This is a genomic window from Hydrogenophaga sp. (genome assembly GCF_022844385.1).
GTDB lineage: Bacteria > Pseudomonadota > Gammaproteobacteria > Burkholderiales > Burkholderiaceae_C > Hydrogenophaga.
Genome location: NZ_JALHLX010000061.1, coordinates 1 through 19,014, shown reverse-complemented (window position 1 = coordinate 19,014; position 19,014 = coordinate 1). Strand labels below are relative to the sequence as shown.

Here is a 19,014-nt window from a genome sequence, read left to right as displayed (position 1 = left end):
CTCTCTTTCTCGCGCCTGGGGACCTTCATCGTCTTCGTCTACATGTGGCTGCCCTTCATGATCCTGCCGATCCAGGCGGCGATCGAGCGCATCCCCGGTTCGCTGCTCGAAGCATCGAGCGACCTCGGCGCGCGATCCGGTACCACCTTCTGGAAGGTGATCTTCCCGCTCGCCATGCCGGGCATCGCGGCTGGCTCCATCTTCACCTTCTCGCTCACGCTGGGCGACTACATCATTCCGCAGGTGATCGGCGACTCCACGCTGTTCATCGGGCAGGTGGTCTACCGCCAGCAAGGCGTGGCAGGCAACGTGCCGTTCGCCGCCGCGTTCTCGCTCGTGCCCATCGTGGTGATCGGCGTCTACCTGTGGATCGCCAAACGGCTGGGGGCCTTCGATGCGCTCTGACCCGTCGCGTGCCGGCTGGGGCCTGAAGGCAGCGACCTGGGCGGCCGTGCTGTTCCTGCACATCCCGCTCGCGCTCATCATCCTGTACGCCTTCAGCGCCGAGGACAAGAGCTATGTGTTCCCGCCACCCGCGCTCACCACGCAATGGTTTGCTGCGGCTTGGGAGCGCGAAGACGTGTGGGCCGCGATTGGCCTGTCGTTTCGGGTGGCGCTGGTGTCCACTGCGCTGGCCATGGTGCTGGGCACGCTGGCCGCGGCCGGCCTGGCGCGCACGCGCTTCTTCGGCCGTGACGCGATCTCGCTGCTGCTGATCCTGCCCATTGCGCTGCCCGGCATCGTCACCGGCATCGCGCTGCGCACCGCGTACCACACGGCCGAGATTCCGTTCAGCTTCTGGACCATCGTGGTCGGCCACGCCACCTTCTGCGTGGTCGTGGTCTACAACAACGCGGTGGCGCGGCTGCGGCGCACGAGCCCGTCGTTGATCGAGGCCTCGATGGACCTCGGCGCCGACAGCTTCCAGACCATCCGCTACGTGATCCTGCCGCAACTGGGCTCGGCCCTGCTCGCCGGTGGCCTGCTGGCGTTCGCGCTGAGTTTTGACGAGGTGATCGTGACCACCTTCACCGCCGGCCAGCAGACCACACTGCCGATCTGGATGCTGCAGGAGCTGATCCGCCCGCGCCAGCGCCCGGTGACCAACGTGGTGGCCGTGGTCATCATCGCGCTCACTTTCATTCCCATCCTGGCCGCGTACTACCTCACGCGCGCCGACGAACAACCCGGCGGGCGCTGAGCCCGATCCCCCTTCCACCCCAACGGAGAACACCATGGGCAAGACCCCCGATTTCCATGTCCCGATGTCGACCGAGCTGTTCATCGACGGCCAGTTCGTGGCCGGCGAGGGTGAGGCCGAGCGCGTGCTCAATCCGGCCACCGGCGAGGTGATCGCCCAGGTGCCCGAGGCTTCGTATGAACAGATCCACAAGGCGGTGCTGGGCGCCAGCCGCGCCTTCGACACCTGGAGCGAGACCACGCCGATGGAGCGCTCGCGTCTGCTTCTGAAGGTGGCCGACGCGATCGAGCAGCGCGCCGAGCAGTTTGCGCGACTGGAGTCGATCAACTGCGGCAAGCCCTATTTGCGCGCGCTGGAGGACGAGATCCCGGCCATCGTCGACTGCTTCCGCTTTTTCGCCGGCGCGGCGCGCTGCATGACCGGCTCCGTGGCGGGCGAATACCTGCCGGGCCACACCAGCATGATCCGGCGCGACCCCATCGGAGTGGTCGGCTCGATCGCGCCCTGGAACTACCCGCTCATGATGGCCGCGTGGAAATGCGCGCCCGCACTCGCGGCCGGCAACACGGTGGTGCTCAAGCCCAGCGAGCAGACGCCGCTGACCACCCTGATGCTCGCGCGCGTGATCGCCGAGATCATGCCCAAGGGCGTATTCAACGTGATCTGTGGACGCGGCCAGAGCGTGGGCCAGCCACTGGTGGAGCACCCGCTGGTGCGCATGGTTTCGCTCACCGGCGACGTGTCCACCGGTCGCAAGATTCTGCAAGCGGCCACCGGCACCTTGAAGCGCACGCACCTGGAACTCGGCGGCAAGGCGCCCGTTCTGGTGTTCGACGACGCCGACATCGAAGCGGTGGTGGAAGGCATCCGCACCTTCGGCTACTACAACGCGGGCCAGGACTGCACGGCCGCCTGCCGCCTGTACGCGGGCGCCAGGGTGTACGACCGCCTGGTGGCCGACCTGAGCAGCGCGGTCAAGACCATCCAGATGGGCACGCAGGACGAGCCCGGTGTGGAACTCGGCCCACTGATCACCGACCGCCAGCGCGACCGCGTGGCCAGCTTTGTGGAGCGTGCGCAGATGGTGGGCCACATGGAGGTGACGGCGGGCGGCAAGATGCGCGCTGGCAGCGGCTTCTTCTACGAGCCCACGGTGATCGCCGGAGCGCGGCAGGACGACGAGATCGTGCGGCGCGAGGTGTTCGGCCCGGTGGTGTCCATCACGCGCTTCACCGATCCAGAGGAAGCCGTGACCTGGGCCAACGACTCGGAATACGGTCTGGCCTCGTCGGTCTGGACGCAGGACGTGTCGCGCGCGCTGCGCACGGCGCGCAAGCTGCAGTACGGCTGCACCTGGATCAACACCCATTTCATGCTGGCGAACGAAATGCCGCACGGCGGCATGAAGGCCAGTGGCTACGGCAAGGACATGTCGATGTACGCGCTGGAGGACTACACGGTGGCGCGGCACATCATGGCGAAACTCTGAAGTACCCCCCGCCGCGTTGCACGCGACCCCCCTCAGGAGGGGGGCGACACCTGGGACCGGCGGAGCCGGATCCTCGGTGTCTCTGGGTGGGAGCGCTCTCTCCGGCAACAAAAAAGCCCGGCGGTTGCCGGGCTTCATGTCGTCGGAGAGGATGCGATCCGCCGCCGGGCCGTCCCAAGGCGGATCAGCCCCCTCGGGGGGCAGCGACCCGCGCAGCGGCGGAGCGTGGGGGCCTGTTTACTGGCGTGCAGGCTCGGCCACGTAGATCTCGACGCGGCGGTTCTGTGCACGACCTTGAGCGGTGCTGTTGTCGGCAATCGGTTCGCGCGAACCGCGGCCGTCGGTGGCAAAGCGGGCTGGTGACACGCCACGGGCCACGAGGTAGTCGCGCGTGCTGTTGGCGCGGTTGAACGAGAGCGGGTTGTTCACTGCGTCGCTGCCGGTGCTGTCGGTGTGGCCGACGATGGCAATCGCGGTCACCGGGTTGGCGTTGAGTGTGTTGGCGAACTGGCCGAGCACGCGCTGCAGCGTGGGGCTCACGGTGGAGCTGCCGGTGGCAAAGCCCGCGTCGGCGGGCACGTCGAGCTTCAGGCGGTTGTCCGAGGTCTGGCTCACGCCGATGCCGGTGCCGGCGGTGGCGGCTTCCATGGCGCGCTTTTGCTCCTGCATCTTGGTGGACCAGATGTAGCCACCCAGTGCACCCGCGCCAGCGCCGATGACCGCGCCCTGGGCTGCGCCCTTGGAGCCGCCGGTGGCGGCGCCCAGCAGCACGCCGGCCAAGGCGCCGATGCCGGCACCCTTGGCCGAATCGGTCTGGGTTTCGCTCATGTTCGCGCAGCCGCTCAGGGCGAGGGCAGCGGCGAGGGCGGTGACCGTCAGGCCACGGGTGATGTTGGTGATGTGTTTCATGTGCAATGCTCCACTGGCGTTGTTGAAGAATGGATAGTTGGTCGGCTTCGGATCGACGGCGACATCATCATCACACGGCGGGGTGTGTTCGTGGTGACTGCGGCGCAACCCGATGCGCTCTAAACTTATACCCCGGCCTATCGCTTTGGCATCAATTCCCTTCTGACTTTACAAAAAATTGCATGAAAAATGTTCCATTGGGCGCCAGCGCACTGACAGTTCCTCCCGTTTGCCTGGGCACCATGACCTTCGGTGAGCAAGTCGATGAAGCCATTGCGCACAGCATCCTGGATCGCTCGATGGAGCGCGGCATCAACTTCCTCGACGCCGCCGAGATGTATTCGGTGCCCGCACGCGCCGAGACCTGCGGCGCCACCGAAACCATCCTTGGCAACTGGTTCGCCAAGGACGCGAGCCTGCGCAGCAAGGTGGTGTTGGCCACCAAGGTGGCGGGCCCGTCGCGCGGCATGCCCTGGATTCGTGGGGAAAACTCGGGCGTGAGCAGGGCAGAGATCCTCAAGGCTTGCGACGACAGCTTGCGACGCCTGCAGACGGACGTGATCGACCTCTATCAAATTCACTGGCCCGCTCGCAACGTGCCGGCGTTCGGTTTGCTGAGTTTTGATCCCACCAAAGACAAACCGTGTGCCTCGGTGCTGGAGCAGCTCGAAGCCATGGCCGAGCTGGTCAAGGCAGGCAAGGTCAAAGCCATCGGCCTGTCCAACGAATCGCCGTACGGCGTGCACGAGTTCGTGCGCCTGGCCGAGCAGCACGGCCTGCCGCGCGTGGCCACGGTGCAGAACCCCTATTGCCTGATCAACCGCAGCTACGAGAACGGTCTGGACGAGACCTGCCACCGCCTGGGCGTGTCGTTGCTGGCGTATTCGCCGCTGGGCTTTGGTTTGCTCAGTGGCAAGTACGACAAGACCGGCCTGGTGGGTGACGCCGGTCGCATGGCGCTGTACGAGTCGATGCGCAAGCAGCGCTGGGGCCGACCCGAGGCGCTGGACACGTCGCGCCGCTACAACGCGCTGGCCAGCGACCACGGTCTGACGCCCTCGCAAATGGCGCTGGCGTTTTGTTACACCAACTGGCGCGTGGCCAGCACCATCATCGGCGTGACTTCGATGACCCAGCTCGACGAATGCCTGGACGCCTGGGGCACGACGTTGTCGCCCGAACTCCTGGTCGAGATCGACAAGATCCGCTGGGAGTCCCGAGATCCAGCGCAGTGAGCTGACGCTTGGCCAAAAAGTCGCACGTCAGCGAGACACCCGCCACCGCCTGGCTCAAGGCGCATGGTGTGGTGTTCACCGAGCACAGCTACGAGTACCTGGAGCACGGCGGCGCGCAGCACAGCGCGCAAGTGCTCGGTCTGGATCCGTTTGCCGTCGTCAAGACCTTGATCATGCAGGACGAGGCCGCCAGGCCGCTGGCGGTATTGATGCATGGCAACCGCACCGTGTCGACCAAGAACCTGGCGCGGCAGGTCGGCGTCAAGTCGGTTGAGCCCTGCAAGCCCGAGGTGGCCAACCGCCACAGCGGGTACTTCGTGGGGGGCACTTCACCGTTCGGTTTGAAGCGTGCCATGCCGGTGTTTGTCGAAGCGTCCGTGTTGGGCCTGCCCAGGATCTGGATCAACGGCGGGCGACGCGGTTATCTGGTGGGCATCGACCCAGCCGTTCTCAGCGGCCCGCTGGGCGCCAGGCCGGTCGAGTGCGCGCTGGCAGAATAGCCCGGCGTCGCCCCGCAGAGGGCAGCCCGAACCACCGAGGAGACTTCGTTGTCATTGTTTTATCCCCTGCTGGCCACCCTGGCCGCCTACCTGATCGGCTCGCTCTCGTTTGCCGTGCTCGTGAGCCGCTTCATGGGTCTGAACGACCCACGCACCTACGGCAGCAAAAACCCCGGCGCCACCAATGTGCTGCGCTCGGGCAACAAGGCGGCCGCGGTCATCACGCTGCTGCTCGACGCGCTCAAGGGCTGGCTGCCGGTGGTTGCCGTGAAGTGGTGGGGCGAGGCCTGCGGACTGGGCGATGGCACCGTGGCGCTGGTCGGTCTCGCAGCCTTCCTTGGCCACCTGTATCCGGTGTTTTTCCGGTTCCAGGGTGGCAAGGGTGTGGCCACGGCGGCGGGCGTGATCGTCGGTTTTCAGCCCTGGCTGGGCCTGGCCGCACTGGTCACGTGGGTGATCATCGCGGGCTTCTTCCGATACTCGTCGCTGGCCTCCATCGTCACGGCGGTGTTCGCTCCAGCCTTCTTTCTGCTGGGTCACCGGGTGGCATGGGATGCGCCGGGCCTGCAGGTGATGAGCCTGGTGGTCATGGGCATGCTGCTGGTGTACCGCCACGCAGAAAACATCAACCGCCTGCTGGCCGGCAAGGAAAGCAAACTGGGAGCGAAAAAAACATGAGCCAACACATCACCCGCATCGGCGTGGCTGCGCGGTACAGCGAAGCCGCTGTGTTCAATGGCGTCGTGTACCTGGCCGGCATGGTGCCCGAGCGCGGCGACACGGACATTCGTGGTCAGACCGAAGACGTGCTGGAGCAGGTGCAGCAGCGTTTGCTGGAAGCGGGCAGCGACAAGTCGCGCATTCTGCGCGCTCAAATCTTCCTGACCGACGTCGCCGAGATCGGTGCGATGAACGAAGTGTGGGATGCCTGGGTGGTGCCGGGCACCGCGCCACCGCGGGCGACGGTGCAAGCCGCTTTGGCCAACCCGGTCTACCGGATCGAGATTGTCGTGACCGCCGCGCAGAAGGCGCTGTGATCAATACCGTCGATCCAGGGTGAGCTGATCGTTGGTGCGCTGCATCTGGAAGCGCGTGAGAAAGCTGTTGCCCAGCAACACGAACGCCATGGACTGGGGCAGCACGATGGCCGACACGTCGTAGACCTGCGCCTCGCCGATGCGCACCGAGTCCAGCCGGATCTGGTGACCAACCACGTCGCCATTGGCGGTGCTCACACGCACCTTCTGACCCTGCTCGTATTTGAGGTTGATGCGCCTGGCATCGGACTCGCTCATGATCACCTGCGTGGCGCCCGTGTCCACCATGAACTGAACTTGCCGGCCATTGATCTGGCCGGGCGGCATGAAGTGGCCCTGCGCGTCGGCGGTGAGCACGATGCGCTGCGCACCGGGGTCTGCCTTGGCCTGCCCCAGACTCACCGGCGCCTCACCCACACGCAGGGTCTGGCGTTGTCCGTTGATCTCGATCACCGCTGCCTCGCCCTGCAGGCTCAGCAGCTTCACGCCCTGGTGCGCCTGGCCGGGGCTCAGGAAACGCGGCGCCGCAGCGTCGATGGTGAGCAGGGCCTTGCCGCCGGCCACGCCGGAAAGCGCAACCTGCTGCGCTGCGGCCGGCCATGCCAGCAGAGCGCTGACTGCGAGGGCGCAGGCGCGGACCATCTCAATCCCTGAAGTTGTTGAAGGACAGCGGCAGGTCCTTCAGTTCGGACTTGATCAGCGCCATGGCCGCCTGCAGGTCGTCGCGCTTGGCGCCCGTCACCCGCACCGCGTCGCCCTGGATCGCACCCTGCACCTTGAGCTTGCTGCCCTTGATGGCCTGCTGGATCTTTTTGCCGTCTTCGGTGCTCACGCCGTTGCGCACCTTCACCACCTGTTTGACCTTGTCGCCACCGACCTTTTCGACCTTGCCCACGTCGAGAAAACGCGCGTCGACACCGCGTTTGGTGAGCTTGCCGCGCAGCACGTCGTCGATCTGCTGGAGCTGGAAATCGGCATCGCCGTGCAGGATGATTTCCTTGTCCTTGAGCTCGATGGCCGCGCTCGTGCCCTTGAAATCGAAACGGGTGCCGATTTCGCGCGCGACCTGATCGACCGCATTTTTCACTTCTACAAAATCGGCTTCAAGAACGGTGTCAAAAGAAGGCATGCTGGGGGTCTTGCAAAAAGGTGAATGAGAGAATCGAAGAATGGTAGTCGAGAACAACGTGGCGCTCCAGCCGTATAACACTTTTGGCATCGTTGCCCGGGCGCAGCGTCTGGTGCGTGTGCGCTCAACAGACGATGTGCTGGCCTTGCTGGCCGATCATGACGTGCGCGCGGAATCGGGCACACCGCCCTTCGTTCTGGGTGGCGGCAGCAACCTGGTGATCACCGGCGACATCAAGCAACTCGTGATCAAGGTCGAGATCACCGGACGGCGCCTGGTGGAAGAAACCGCCAAGGGTTGGCTGGTGGAGGCCGGGGCCGGCGAAGACTGGCACGATTTCGTGCGATGGACGCTGGAACAGGGCTACCCGGGCCTGGAAAACCTGGCGCTGATCCCGGGCACGGTGGGTGCCTCGCCGGTGCAGAACATCGGCGCTTACGGGGTGGAGTTGCAGGACCGGTTCAGTGAGTTGGATGCGATCGACCTGCAGACGGGGCAGAGCTTCACGCTGGACGCCGCGAAGTGCGGTTTTGGCTACCGGGATTCGGTGTTCAAGCACACGCCGGCCGGCGACAAGGGCCTGGGCCTGGCCGGTCGCGCTCTCATCACCCATGTGCGCTTCTGGCTGCCCAAACCGTGGAAGGCGGTGCTCGGTTATGCCGACCTGGACCGCAAGATGGCCGAGACCGGCATCGCTTCGCCCAGCGCGCAACAGATCTTTGACTGGGTCTGCGCGATCCGCCGCGCCAAACTGCCCGACCCGGCGGTGATCGGCAACGCCGGCAGCTTTTTCAAGAACCCCACGGTGTCGCGCGAGCAGTGCGCCGACATCATCGCGGTTGAGCCGAAGGTGGTGCACTACCCCATGGCCGACGGCAGCGTCAAGCTGGCCGCGGGCTGGCTCATTGATGCCTGCGGCTGGAGGGGCAAGGGTGTGGGCAGTGCGGGCGTGTACGAGCGGCAGGCGCTGGTGCTGGTGAACCGGGGTGGTGCCACCGGTGGTGAGGTGATGACGCTGGCCAAGGCCATCCAGACCAGCGTTTATGAGCGCTTCGGTATCCTGCTGGAGACCGAGCCTGTGGTGGTCTGACCGGCGCTCTTTGCGAGAGGGCGGGGCGCGAGCCGCTCCGTCACATCAGCAGATGCTCTCCGGCGTTGTCCCCACCCAGGATCACATAGTTCACCTTGCGCACGTCCATCAACTTCGTGCCGCCCGAGTAGCTGATGGAGCTCTGCACGTCCTGCTCCATCTCCACCAGCGTGTCGGCCAGCTTGCCCTTGATGGGCTCCAGAATGCGCTTGCCTTCCACGTGTTTGTACTCGCCCTTGTTGAAGTCGCTCGCCGAGCCGTAGTACTCCTTGTAGAGCACACCGTCCACCTCCACCGTCTGGCCCGGTGACTCCTCGTGGCCCGCGAAGAGTGAACCGATCATCACCATGCTCGCACCAAAGCGCACGCTCTTGGCAATGTCGCCGTGGCTGCGGATGCCGCCGTCGGCAATGATGGGTTTGGTCGCTACGCGCGCGCACCACTTGAGCGCGCTGAGTTGCCAGCCACCGGTGCCAAAACCCGTCTTGAGCTTGGTGATGCAGACCTTGCCCGGACCCACACCCACCTTGGTCGCGTCCGCGCCCCAGGTCTCCAGATCGATGACCGCTTCGGGTGTGGCCACATTGCCCGCGATGATGAAGGACGAAGGCAGCTTCTCCTTCAGGTACCCGATCATGTTCTTGACGCTGTCGGCGTGGCCGTGCGCGATGTCGATGGTGATGTACTCGGGCGCGAGGCCTTCTGCCACCAGCTGGTCCACCGTGGCGTAGTCGGGCGCTTTCACGCCCAGCGAGATCGAGGCATATACGTCGTGGGCGCGCATGTCGCGCACGAACTTCAGGTTGTCCAGATCAAACCGGTGCATCACGTAGAAGTAGCCGTGTTTGGCCAGCCAGACGCAGATGGACTCGTCCACCACCGTCTTCATGTTGGCCGGCACCACCGGCAGTCTGAACTTGCGCCCGCCGAGCTCCACGCCGGCGTCGCATTCCGAACGGCTCTCCACGCGGCACTTGCGCGGCAGCAGCAGGACGTTGTCGTAGTCAAAAATTTCCATATGAACCAGGCTCCAGAAGACTGTTGTTGAACAGGGAGAGCGCTTGGCTTGGCCGGCTTTGTGCGTCGGGCACAAAAAACCGGGCGCAAGAATCTTGGGCCCGGTGACTGATTCTAGGCGCCTTGGGGAGCTTGGGGGTAGCTTTGCACAAGGGCAACGCCATATGGTGGCCATACGCATGACCGTATAAGGCGCGTGAAGCAGGGCGCTTCCTACAATCGAACCATGCTGTTTGAAGAATCCGTCGCCCCGTCCCCGCTGCTCGCGGGTCTCAATGCCGAACAAGGTGCTGCCGTCATGCTCCCGGCCGAGCACGCGCTCATCCTGGCGGGTGCCGGTTCGGGCAAGACCCGGGTGCTCACCACGCGCATTGCGTGGCTGCTGCAGACCGGGCAGGTGACGCCCGGCGGTGTGCTCGCGGTGACCTTCACCAACAAGGCCGCCAAGGAGATGATGACGCGCCTCTCGGCCATGCTGCCGGTGAACGTGCGCGGCATGTGGATCGGCACCTTCCATGGCTTGTGCAACCGTTTTCTGCGCGCGCACCACAAGCTGGCGGGCCTGCCGGCCACCTTCCAGATCCTGGACACGCAAGACCAGCTCTCGGCCGTCAAGCGCCTGTGCAAGCAGTTCAACGTGGACGACGAGCGATACCCGCCCAAACAGATCCAGTACTTCATCAGCGGCTGCAAGGAAGATGGCCAGCGCCCGCGCGACGTGGTGGCGCGCGACGCGGAAACGATCAAGAAGACCGAGCTGTATGCGCTGTACGAAGAGCAGTGCCAGCGCGAGGGGGTGGTGGATTTCGGTGAACTCATGCTGCGTTCGTATGAAGTGCTGCGCGACAACGACCCCGTGCGTGAGCACTACCAGCGTCGCTTTCGTCACATCCTGATCGACGAGTTCCAGGACACCAACCGCCTGCAGTACGCCTGGATCAAGATGTTCAGCGCACCACCCATCGAAGGTTTGCCGGGCGCCGGCAACGCGGTGTTTGCGGTGGGCGACGACGACCAGAGCATCTACGCGTTTCGTGGCGCGCGGGTGGGCAACATGGCCGACTTCGTGCGCGAATTCAACGTGCGCCACCAGATCAAGCTGGAGCAGAACTACCGCAGCTGCAGCAACATCCTCGACTCGGCCAACGAACTCATCAGCCACAACACCAACCGCCTGGGCAAGAACCTGCGCACCGACGCCGGTGCGGGCGAACCGGTGCGTGTGCACGAAGCCACCAGCGACTTTGCCGAAGCGCAGTGGATGGTGGACGAGATGAAGCAGCTCGCGCGCGAAGACGTGCCCAAGGTCGAGATGGCCGTGCTCTACCGCAGCAATGCGCAAAGCCGAGTGGTGGAAACGGCGCTGTTCAACGCCGCCATGCCCTACCGCGTGTACGGTGGACTGCGCTTCTTCGAGCGCGCCGAAATCAAACACGCGCTGGCGTATCTGCGCCTGCTGGAAAACGCCAACGACGACACCAGTTTTCTGCGTGTGGTGAACTTTCCGCCGCGCGGCATTGGCGCGCGCAGCATCGAACAACTGCAGGACGTGGCGCGCAGCTCGGGCTGTTCGTTGCACGACGCGGTGAGTGCAGTGACCGGGCGCGCCGGCGTGGCCATCGGCGCGTTTGTGGCGAAGCTGGATGTGCTGCGGGAGCGCTCCGAAGGCATGACGCTGGCCGAGATCATCGAACTGGTGCTCGACCACAGCGGCCTTGTGGAGCACTACCGCGCCGAGCGCGAAGGGCAGGACCGGGTGGAGAACCTGGAAGAACTGGTGAGCGCAGCCAAGAGCTTTGTGGGTATCGAGGGTTTTGGGCGGGATGCGGTGGCGCGCACCGCAGACGGATCGGCGTTGACGCAGAGCCCGGTGAGTCAGGGGCTGGAGCCGGGGGAGCCCTCACCCCAACCCTCTTCCAGAGGGAGAGGGAGCGATGCGGGGCCCGGCTTGCTCCCTCTCCCTCTGGGAGAGGGCGGGGGTGAGGGCCTCCCCGCACCCGACCTGGAAACCGGCGAAACCATGAGCCCGCTCGCCGCCTTCCTCACACACGCAGCGCTCGAGTCGGGCGACAACCAGGCCCAAGCGGGGCAGGACGCGGTGCAACTCATGACCGTGCACGCTGCCAAGGGTCTGGAGTTCGACGTGGTGTTCATCACCGGCATGGAAGAGGGCCTGTTCCCGCACGAGAACTCCATGAGCGACCGCGACGGGCTGGAAGAAGAACGCCGCCTGATGTACGTGGCGATCACACGCGCCCGCAAGCGCCTGTACCTCAGCCATTCGCAGACGCGCATGCTGCACGGGCAGACGCGCTACAACATGAAGAGCCGTTTCTTCGACGAGCTGCCCGAAGCCTGCCTGAAATGGCTCACGCCGCAGCAGCCGGCCTGGGGTGCGCCGGGCGGTGCGGGTGGCGGTGGTGGCCAGTGGCAGAACGGACGGCGCAGCTTCGGCGCACCGCCGGCGCTGCAGCCTTCGTGGTCACCCGGCTTCAACGACAAGGGCGACCCCAAGGGTCTGGGTCAGAACGCGCCCGAGCCCGACCGGGGCACCGACATCAGGGCCGGCATGGCCGTGTTCCACAACAAGTTCGGCGAGGGCAAGGTGCTGTCCATCGAAGGGGCGGGCGACGACGCCCGCGCGCAGGTGAACTTCAGCCGCCATGGCACGAAGTGGCTCGCGCTCAGCGTCGCGAAGCTCACGCCGATCGTCTGATTGCGCGGGCGGCGTGTGCCGCTTCCACCGCGCTCCAGAAAAGGTCCAGACCGCCCACCTGCAACGCCGGCCGCTTGGCCGCATCGTCCCAGCGGCGCAATTGCAAGGCCTGCTGCGCGTGAGCCGTGGCGTCAAATGCCGCCGCCTCGGCCGGTTCAAGAACGCCGCCCTGCAGGGCCAGGCTGCGCAAGGAGTCTTCGGACAGCGCCTTCAGGTAGCGAGCGTCCATGCACAGGCGGCGCTTCGCCGCCACGTGAAAACGGATGGGCTCGGTGACGTCAGGTCCGAACAGTGGGGACAGCGCATCCGCCGCGATCACCTCGTGTCTGTCGTCGTGGCCCTGCGCGCTGGGCGTACCGCGCAGGCCGCTCAACAGGTGTCCGATGTCGTGCAGCAGCGCCGCGGCCACCAGCGCAGGCGCTGCCCCTGAGCGCTGCGCGAAGGCGGCGGTCTGGCAAGCGTGTTCGAGGTGGCTCACAGGCTCGCCGGTGTACTGCTCCCCGCCACGGGTCTGCAGAAGCTGCTTCAGCTGGATCAGATCAAGGGTCATGGCGTCAAGGTTCTGTCAAATGCTTGTCATGTTGAAAGCTGAGCATGACGGATTCACGACAAACCCAGGAGTCCTCATGACCCGCCTCACCAGCCCTGCTTTTTCGCGCGTTTGCGCAGCCGCCGTTCTCCTGTCCGTCGCCGGCCTCGCGTCGGCCCAGGCGAAGTCCGAGCTGGTCGTCTACACCGCCCTGGAGGCCGATCAGATCAAGGCGTATGAAGCAGCCTTCGAGAAAGCCCACCCCGCCATCGACCTGGTGTTCGTGCGCGACTCCACCGGCATCATGACCGCCAAGCTGCTGGCGGAAAAGGCCAACCCGCGCGCGGACGTGGTGTGGGGGCTGGCTGCGTCGTCCATGGCGGTGTTCGACAAGGAAGGCATGTTGATGCCCTACGCGCCCAAGGGCATGACCAACATCAAGGCCAACATGCGTGATGCCAAGGCCGAGCCGACCTGGGTGGGCATGAACGTGTTCGCCTCGGCCATGTGTTTCAACACCATCGAAGCCGGCAAGAAGAACATGCCGCAGCCCAAGAGCTGGGCCGACCTGACCAACGCCGCCTACAAGGGCGCCATCACCATGCCGCACCCGGCCAGCTCGGGCACCGGCTACCTGATGGTGGCCGCCTGGCTGCAGATGATGGGCGAAGACAAGGGCTGGGCCTACATGGACGCGCTGCACCAGAACGTGGGCGTGTACACGCACTCGGGCAGCAAGCCCTGCACGCTGGCGGGTGCGGGTGAATACCCGGTGGGCCTGAGCTTCGAATACCGGGCCAACAAGCTCAAGACCGACGGCGCGCCCATCAATGTGGTGCTGCCCAGCGAAGGCCTGGGCTGGGAGCTTGAAGCCACCGGCATCATGAAGACCACCAAGAACGTCGCTGCGGCCAAGGCCCTCGCCGATTGGGCGGCCACCCGCGACGCCAGCGAGCTGTACGCGAAGAATTTCGCGATCGTGGCCTACCAGGGCGTGCAACCCAAGCTGGAGCACATCCCCACCAACATCGACACCTTGCTGGCCAAAAACGACTTCGCATGGTCGGCCGCCAACCGCGAGCGCATCCTGGGCGAATGGAGCAAGCGCTACGAAGCCAAGGCCGAGAAGCGCTGAGCGAATCCGCTTCACCCCGGTCATGAGCGATCCCGTGCCCGGCAGCTGGTTGCAGCTGCGCGGCATCACCAAGCGATACGGTCGCCAGACGGTGCTCGACGGCATCGACCTGGCGATCGACGCCGAAGAGTTTGTCTGCCTGCTCGGCCCGTCGGGCTGTGGCAAAACCACGCTGCTGCGCATCCTGTGCGGCATCGAGCCCGAGCACGAAGGCCGCGTGTGGCTCGACGGTGAAGACATCACCACCTGGTCGGCCGCGCGGCGGCGTTTCGGCGTGGTGTTCCAGTCGTACGCCCTGTTTCCCAACCTCAGCGCGCGGCAGAACGTGCGCTACGGCCTGCAGGGCATGGACCCGGAGAAGGCTTCACGGCGCGTGGACGAGATGCTCGATCTGGTGGACCTGGCGGCCCACCGCGACAAGTACCCGAGCCAGCTCTCGGGTGGCCAGCAGCAACGCGTGGCGCTGGCCCGCGCGCTGGCGCCTTCGCCGCGCCTGCTGCTGCTCGACGAGCCCCTGTCGGCGCTGGACGCGCAGGTTCGCACCTTCCTGCGCCACGAGATCCGCCGCTTGCAGCGCCACCTGCGCATCCCCACCGTGATGGTCACGCACGATCAGGACGAGGCCATGGGCATGGCCGACCGCATCGTGCTGATGGACAACGGCCACATCGTGCAGGAGAGTCCGCCGGTGCAACTCTATGCGCGGCCGCGCAACACCTTTGCCGCGCGTTTTGTGGGCCGCATGAACGTGTGGGACGGTCTGCTCAACAAACCCGATCAGGTGCAGGTGGGCGAACAGCGTCTGCAGCTCGGCGTGCACGCACGCGAGGCCAGCACCGCGAAGCGCCAGATCGGCATCCGGCCCGAGCTGGTGCGCCTGCGCCAGCGCAACTGGGCCAACGAGCGCGCGCCCGAACGGGCGCCCGACCCGGTGAACTGCGTGCCGGTGAGCGTGAGCGAGCTGGTGTTCTGCGGCGCCTACGTGCAGATCCGCCTGGACGCACCCAGCATGGGCGCCAGCATCGAGGCCGAGGTGGCCACGCCCCTGGAGGGCGCCTTGCCGTGGGCGCGGGGCGATCGCATCGAAGCCGAACTGCCGGCCGCGGCCCTGGTGCTGCTCGACGCCCATGGCTGACATCGCCGTGCCGGCGCGCGACGCTGCGTCCGCTCCACGGGTGCGCAGCGGCCCGAGCGACGGTGTGTGGATCGGCACCGGCGCGTGGCTGGTGCTGCTGCTGGGCGTGCTCTTCATCGTGCTGCCCGTGGGCAGCCTGCTGCAGCGCAGCCTGTGGAATGGCGCGGGCGAGTGGGTGGGCCTGGCCAACTACATCACCTATCTGCAGACGCCGGCGCTGGTGGAGTCGGTGGGTCGCAGCCTGCGCCTGTCGGCCATCGCTGCTGTGCTGTGCGTGTTGCTGGCCTATGGCTACGCCTATGCGCTCACGCAGAGCTGCATGCGCCACAAGGGCATGTTTCGTGCGGTGGCGCTGGTGCCGCTGCTGGCGCCTTCGCTGCTCATGGCGATCAGCCTGATCTACCTGTTCGGCAACCAGGGCCTGCTCAAGGGCTGGGTGGCCCCGTTCGGCGGCATCTACGGCGAGCTCGGCATCGTCATCGGCTCGGTGCTGTGGACCTTTCCGCATGCGCTGTTGATCCTGCTGACCAGCATGGCCACGCAGGACGGGCGCCTGCAGGAAGCGGCGCGCACCTTGGGCGCCAGCCCCTGGCGCGTGTTCTGCACCGTCACGCTGCCGGCCAGCCGCTACGGGTTGCTGATGTCGGTGGTGGTGGTGTTCGTGCTGGTCATCACCGACTTCGGTGTGCCCAAGGTCATTGGTGGGTCGGCCAACGTGCTGGCCACCGACCTATACCGCCAGGTGGTGGGGCAACAGAACTTTGCGATGGGGGCGGTGGTGGGCGTGTGGCTGCTGCTGCCGGCGGTGGGCGCCTTTCTGCTGGAGCGGCACTTCCGGCGCAAGCAGGCGGCGGCACTGGGTGCGCGCGCCAGCCTGTACCAGCCGCAACCCGATGCGCTGCGCGACCGCCTGCTGTGGATCTACTGCGCGCTGGTGGGTGTGTGCCTGCTGGCCGTGATCGGCGTGGCCCTGTTCGCCTCGCTGGCCACCTTCTGGCCCTACAACCTCAGCCCGAGCCTGCGCCACTACGACTTCGACAACATGGACGGTGGCGGCTGGGCGAGCTACTTCAACTCCCTGCGAATGGCGCTGGGTGCGGCGGTGCTGGGCACGGTGTGCGCGTTCTTCAGTGCGTGGCTGGTCGACAAGCCGCGCACCCACGGCACCGTCCGCGAGCTGGCCAACCTGGTGCTCAACCTGCCGCTGGCCGTGCCCGGGCTGGCGCTGGGCATCGGCTACATCTTCTTCTTCAATTCACCCGGCAACCCGCTGAACGGGCTGTATGGAACCATGGCGATCCTGATCATCTGCACCGTGGTGCATTTTTTCAGCGTGGCCCACCTCACCATGCTGGCCGCCATGCGCCAGCTCGACCGCGAGTTTGAAGTGGTGTCGGAATCGCTGGGTGTGCCGGTCTGGAAGACGCTGCTGCGCGTGCATTTGCCCATTTGTTTGCCGGCGCTGCTGCAGGTGGCTGGCTTCTTTTTCGTCAACGCCATGACCACGGTGTCGGCCGTGGTGTTCCTGTACGCACCGCACACCACGCTGGCCTCGGTCGCAGTGCTCAACATGGACGACGCCGGCACGGTGGCACCCGCTGCAGCCATGGCGGTGCTGATCTTTCTGACCTCGGCCGCCGTGCGTTGCGTGCTGGCGCTGGTGTCGCACCTGCTGCTCTCGCGCACCCAGCGCTGGCGCCAACGCTGATCTCCACATGAACAACAACCCTCAGCATTTCGACGTGATCGTGGTGGGCGCCGGCATCGTGGGCCTGGCCCACGCGTGGATGGCGCTGCGCCGGGGCCTGCGGGTGGCCGTGATCGACCGCGACCACCGCTGTGTGGGCGCTTCGATCCGCAACTTCGGGTTCGTCACGGTCACCGGTCAGCGCGCCGGCGACACCTGGCGCCGCGCCCTGCGCTCGCGCAACCTGTGGGCCGAGCTGGCACCGCAGGCCGGCATTCCGGTGGTCCACCGCGGCCTGTGGGTGGTGGCCCAACGCGCGCTGGCGCTTGATGTGCTGGCCGAGTTCGCCGGCACCGAAATGGGGGCGGCCTGCGAACTGCACCTGGGTTCTCAATGGGGTGGTCTGGCACCCGCCTTGCGCAGCGAGGGCACGGCGGGTGCGATGTACAGCCCGCACGAGTTGCGTGTGGAATCCCGCTCGGCCATCCCCCGCCTGGCCGCCTGGCTGCAGGAGCAAGGGGTGCACTTCGTCTGGGGGCAGGAGGTGCTGGCCATCGAAGGCGACGTGGTGCACGGCTCACAATGGCAGTGGCGTGCCGAACGTGTGGTGGTCTGCCCCGGCACCGAACTCAACGGTGTGGCGCGCCGGCTGCTGCCCGACCATGCGCTCAAGCTCACACGCCTGCAGATGCTGCGCGTGAGGCCCGAGGCCGGCTTTCAACTCGGGGCGGCGGTCATGAGCGACCTGAGTCTGGTGCGTTACCACGGCTACGCCGACCTCGTGAACGCGGCGCCCTTGCTGGCTCAGTTGCAGGACGAATGCGGCCAGAGCCTGGACGACGGCATCCACCTGATTGCGGTGCAGAGCGAAGACGGCACGCTGGTGGTGGGTGACTCGCACCACCCGCACGACAGCCCCGAGCCCTTTGCCAGCGAGGCGGTGGACCGGCGCATCCTGCACCACCTGCGCGAAGTGGTGGAGCTGGCCGAGTGCGAGGTGATTGAGCGCTGGACCGGCGTCTACCCCACCGGCCACAGCTCCGACTGCCTGATCGAAAAGCCAGCGCCCCACCTGCGGCTGGTCATGGTGACCAGCGGCACCGGCGCCAGCACCGCCTTCGGCATCGCCGAAGAAGTCTTCAACACCTGGTGAACACCCCATGAGCAACCACCCCATCCAGGCCGTCGTGTTCGACTGGGCCGGCACGGTCATCGATTTCGGCAGCCAGGCGCCCATGGGGGCCTTCGTCGAGCTGTTCAAGCGCCATGGTCTGAGCATCACGATTGCCGAGGCGCGTGTGCCCATGGGCATGCCCAAATGGCACCACATCCAGGCCATGGGCCAACAGCCGCGCATCGCAGCGCTGTGGGAACAGATGCACGGCCGCCCCTTCAATGACCGCGACGTGGACGCGCTGTACGAGGAGTTCACACCCATGAACGCGGCATCGGTGGTGCACCACGCGCAACTGATCACCGGCACGCTGGATACCCTGGCCTGGCTGGCCGCGCGCGGTATCCGCGTCGGTTCGACCACCGGCTACAACCGCGCCATCATGGACGTGGTGATGCCACTGGCCGCCGCGCAGGGCTTCAGACCCGAGAACGTGGTGTGCGCAGACGATCTGCCCGAGTCGCGCCCGTCCCCCATGGGCATGCGCCACACCATGGAACTGCTGGGCGTGACCGGGCCGCGCCACGCGGTGAAGGTGGACGACACGGTGCCAGGCCTTCTCGAAGGCGCCAACGCCGGTTGCTGGACGGTGGCGGTGCTGGCCAGCGGCAACGCCCTGGGTTTGACCGAGGCGGAGTGGCAGAGCAAAGGGGAATCGGTCCGAGCGGCGTTGCGTGCCCAGGCTCGCGCAATGCTTTCGGGCGGGCAACCCGATTTCTTCATTGACACGGTGGCCGAACTGCCCCGCGTGATCGAGCGGATCGAGGCCCAACCATCGCACTTCGCCCAGGGTCGCTGAGGCTCGGCGCCGGCCTGCGACGCTTGTTTCGGCGCACTTACTCCTGCTTTGTGTCGATGCCCATGCGCTCGGCGCGCTTGGCCCACAGCTGCCGGGCCAGTTGGCGCATGTCCTCCACCTTGTCTCCCTCGTCGAGAATTTCATTGCCCAGCAGGGTCTCGACCACGTCCTCCAGCGTCACCAGACCCTTGGTTTCGCCGTACTCGCCCACCACGATGGCGATGTGTTGGCG

Annotated in this window: 19 protein-coding genes and 1 pseudogene; 14 read left to right on the top strand and 6 right to left on the bottom strand. The window is 66.0% G+C overall.

Annotated features, from left to right (window positions below; all coding sequences use genetic code 11):
• The 3 genes from Q0C59_RS11585 to Q0C59_RS11575 form a co-directional block, all read left to right on the top strand.
• Positions 1–405, top strand: a 405-nt coding sequence (locus Q0C59_RS11585; protein WP_291215494.1) for an ABC transporter permease, incomplete at its 5' end; no start/stop codon positions are given.
• Positions 395–1,201: an ABC transporter permease gene (locus tag Q0C59_RS11580; RefSeq protein WP_291215490.1), complete on the top strand. Its 807-nt coding sequence runs from the start codon at positions 395–397 to the stop codon at positions 1,199–1,201. The genes Q0C59_RS11585 and Q0C59_RS11580, both read left to right, overlap by 11 nt.
• Before the next feature lie 34 nt (positions 1,202–1,235).
• Positions 1,236–2,690 (top strand): gamma-aminobutyraldehyde dehydrogenase, encoded by a 1,455-nt coding sequence (locus Q0C59_RS11575; RefSeq protein WP_407066558.1) that lies wholly within the window; start codon positions 1,236–1,238, stop codon positions 2,688–2,690.
• Between the two features lie 237 nt (positions 2,691–2,927).
• On the opposite strand, the gene Q0C59_RS11570 is transcribed toward Q0C59_RS11575, so the two are convergent.
• Positions 2,928–3,599: an OmpA family protein gene (locus tag Q0C59_RS11570; RefSeq protein WP_291215487.1), complete on the bottom strand. Its 672-nt coding sequence runs from the start codon at positions 3,597–3,599 to the stop codon at positions 2,928–2,930.
• A 182-nt stretch (positions 3,600–3,781) separates the two neighbouring features.
• Here Q0C59_RS11570 and Q0C59_RS11565 point away from each other — a divergent pair, with 182 nt between their 5' ends.
• The 4 genes from Q0C59_RS11565 to Q0C59_RS11550 are packed head-to-tail and all read left to right on the top strand — an operon-like array spanning position 3,782 to position 6,371.
• The gene (locus Q0C59_RS11565) at positions 3,782–4,834 is read left to right on the top strand and encodes an aldo/keto reductase (protein ID WP_291215484.1); all 1,053 of its coding nucleotides are present in this window, start codon (positions 3,782–3,784) and stop codon (positions 4,832–4,834) included.
• A gap of 8 nt (positions 4,835–4,842) precedes the next feature.
• Positions 4,843–5,334 carry an aminoacyl-tRNA deacylase gene (locus Q0C59_RS11560; protein ID WP_291215481.1) on the top strand — a complete coding sequence of 164 codons (492 nt, stop codon included), beginning with the start codon at positions 4,843–4,845 and terminating at the stop codon, positions 5,332–5,334.
• A gap of 48 nt (positions 5,335–5,382) precedes the next feature.
• Positions 5,383–6,012 (top strand): glycerol-3-phosphate 1-O-acyltransferase PlsY, encoded by a 630-nt coding sequence (plsY, locus tag Q0C59_RS11555; RefSeq protein ID WP_291215478.1) that lies wholly within the window; start codon positions 5,383–5,385, stop codon positions 6,010–6,012.
• The gene (locus Q0C59_RS11550) at positions 6,009–6,371 is read left to right on the top strand and encodes a RidA family protein (RefSeq protein ID WP_291215475.1); all 363 of its coding nucleotides are present in this window, start codon (positions 6,009–6,011) and stop codon (positions 6,369–6,371) included. Before plsY ends, Q0C59_RS11550 begins: the two co-directional genes overlap by 4 nt.
• Here Q0C59_RS11550 and Q0C59_RS11545 read toward each other — a convergent pair whose 3' ends face one another.
• The gene (locus Q0C59_RS11545; RefSeq protein WP_291215472.1) at positions 6,372–7,013 is read right to left on the bottom strand and encodes a TIGR02281 family clan AA aspartic protease; all 642 of its coding nucleotides are present in this window, start codon (positions 7,011–7,013) and stop codon (positions 6,372–6,374) included.
• A gap of 1 nt (position 7,014) precedes the next feature.
• Entirely contained in the window at positions 7,015–7,500 is a 486-nt protein-coding gene (locus tag Q0C59_RS11540) for a YajQ family cyclic di-GMP-binding protein (protein WP_159607562.1), read from the bottom strand.
• A gap of 40 nt (positions 7,501–7,540) precedes the next feature.
• Here Q0C59_RS11540 and murB point away from each other — a divergent pair, with 40 nt between their 5' ends.
• Positions 7,541–8,590 (top strand): UDP-N-acetylmuramate dehydrogenase, encoded by a 1,050-nt coding sequence (gene murB / locus Q0C59_RS11535; RefSeq protein ID WP_291215469.1) that lies wholly within the window; start codon positions 7,541–7,543, stop codon positions 8,588–8,590.
• A gap of 40 nt (positions 8,591–8,630) precedes the next feature.
• On the opposite strand, the gene Q0C59_RS11530 is transcribed toward murB, so the two are convergent.
• Positions 8,631–9,608, bottom strand: a complete 978-nt coding sequence (locus Q0C59_RS11530) for a GMP reductase (RefSeq protein WP_291215467.1) — start codon at positions 9,606–9,608, stop codon at positions 8,631–8,633.
• Positions 9,609–9,833: 225 nt separating this feature from the next.
• On the opposite strand from Q0C59_RS11530, the gene Q0C59_RS11525 reads away from it, so the two are divergent.
• Positions 9,834–12,323 carry a UvrD-helicase domain-containing protein gene (locus Q0C59_RS11525; RefSeq protein ID WP_291215465.1) on the top strand — a complete coding sequence of 830 codons (2,490 nt, stop codon included), beginning with the start codon at positions 9,834–9,836 and terminating at the stop codon, positions 12,321–12,323.
• Here Q0C59_RS11525 and Q0C59_RS11520 read toward each other — a convergent pair.
• Complete coding sequence (locus Q0C59_RS11520) at positions 12,307–12,873, bottom strand: HD domain-containing protein (RefSeq protein WP_291215463.1); 567 nt, start codon at positions 12,871–12,873, stop codon at positions 12,307–12,309. The two genes, Q0C59_RS11525 and Q0C59_RS11520, sit on opposite strands and share 17 nt — an antisense overlap.
• A 76-nt stretch (positions 12,874–12,949) precedes the next feature.
• On the opposite strand from Q0C59_RS11520, the gene Q0C59_RS11515 reads away from it, so the two are divergent.
• The 5 genes from Q0C59_RS11515 to phnX are packed head-to-tail and all read left to right on the top strand — an operon-like array spanning position 12,950 to position 18,782.
• Positions 12,950–13,987 (top strand): putative 2-aminoethylphosphonate ABC transporter substrate-binding protein, encoded by a 1,038-nt coding sequence (locus tag Q0C59_RS11515; RefSeq protein WP_291215461.1) that lies wholly within the window; start codon positions 12,950–12,952, stop codon positions 13,985–13,987.
• Between the two features lie 22 nt (positions 13,988–14,009).
• Complete coding sequence (locus Q0C59_RS11510; protein ID WP_291215458.1) at positions 14,010–15,122, top strand: ABC transporter ATP-binding protein; 1,113 nt, start codon at positions 14,010–14,012, stop codon at positions 15,120–15,122.
• Complete coding sequence (locus tag Q0C59_RS11505) at positions 15,115–16,830, top strand: putative 2-aminoethylphosphonate ABC transporter permease subunit (protein WP_291215455.1); 1,716 nt, start codon at positions 15,115–15,117, stop codon at positions 16,828–16,830. The genes Q0C59_RS11510 and Q0C59_RS11505 overlap by 8 nt, the downstream gene beginning before the upstream one ends.
• A gap of 7 nt (positions 16,831–16,837) precedes the next feature.
• Positions 16,838–17,962 (top strand): TIGR03364 family FAD-dependent oxidoreductase, encoded by a 1,125-nt coding sequence (locus Q0C59_RS11500; protein WP_291215453.1) that lies wholly within the window; start codon positions 16,838–16,840, stop codon positions 17,960–17,962.
• Positions 17,963–17,969: 7 nt separating this feature from the next.
• The gene (phnX, locus tag Q0C59_RS11495; RefSeq protein WP_291215451.1) at positions 17,970–18,782 is read left to right on the top strand and encodes a phosphonoacetaldehyde hydrolase; all 813 of its coding nucleotides are present in this window, start codon (positions 17,970–17,972) and stop codon (positions 18,780–18,782) included.
• A 37-nt stretch (positions 18,783–18,819) separates the two neighbouring features.
• Here phnX and Q0C59_RS11490 read toward each other — a convergent pair.
• Positions 18,820–19,014, bottom strand: a pseudogene (locus Q0C59_RS11490) (hypothetical protein); the annotation flags it as partial.